Source organism: Acinetobacter sp. NIOH-H-8, from assembly GCF_046635365.1.
In the GTDB taxonomy this organism is placed as follows: Bacteria; Pseudomonadota; Gammaproteobacteria; order Pseudomonadales; family Moraxellaceae; genus Acinetobacter.
In genome coordinates this window covers 1-751 of record NZ_JBHDVN010000118.1, presented here as the reverse complement: position 1 = coordinate 751, position 751 = coordinate 1, and the positions used below count along the sequence as shown (strand labels likewise).

The window sequence follows — 751 nt, the reverse complement described above, 5'->3', positions numbered from 1 at the left end:
GGATCACAGGATATTTGCCGCCTCCCCGGAGCTTTTCGCAGGCTATCACGTCTTTCTTCGCCTCTGACTGCCAAGGCATCCACCACATGCACTTAATTACTTGACTATACAACCCCAAACAGTCGTTACACCTACAAGTCAGTGTAGCAACGTAGTTGTTTGCGATCTTGTGAACTTAATCACTGTACAGCTTCAATTAGATTCATATACCAAAACGCTTGATTCAGTTAATTTCGCTAGTTCTCATTCAATCACTTCAACAGTCAATCTTGCGACCTCTTGTTTCCGCTCTTTCATGAGTATGAACAAATTATTTCAACTCAAATATATTCTGTTAATGATTTAATGCATCCTCGTCGGATTGCATTACTGTGATAAATCACAGAGGTTAATAACAATGCCGCGCATTATACGCCGCTTTCTTACTAAGCTCTATAAGCTATCAAACCGTTTGCTTATTACGTAGTCTTTCAACTGCGCGAAGCGTAGCTTCTTGCTTAAATTTCAAGGAAAAGCATGCTTTTCTTGTCTTGAAATTTGGTGGAGACTAGGAGAGTCGAACTCCTGACCTCCTGCGTGCAAAGCAGGCGCTCTACCAACTAAGCTAAGTCCCCAGCTTATCAATAAGTCAATGTTCTGATTTTCTGTTTTCTGGCAGATGGTGGGTCTGACAAGACTTGAACTTGTGACCCCACGCTTATCAAGCGTGTGCTCTAACCAACTGAGCTACAGACCCTCAGATACATCGTCA

The 751-nt window shown here is 42.5% G+C and carries 2 tRNA genes and 1 rRNA gene; all 3 read right to left on the bottom strand.

The annotated features are described in order from the left end of the window. Positions 1–106: ribosomal RNA gene (locus tag ACEWB7_RS17310) — 23S ribosomal RNA — on the bottom strand; the annotation flags it as partial. 432 nt (positions 107–538) lie between these two features. Continuing rightward, positions 539–614, bottom strand: a tRNA-Ala gene (locus tag ACEWB7_RS17305). Positions 615–659: 45 nt separating this feature from the next. Further along, positions 660–736: transfer RNA gene (locus tag ACEWB7_RS17300), tRNA-Ile, on the bottom strand. Positions 737–751 lie beyond the last annotated feature (15 nt).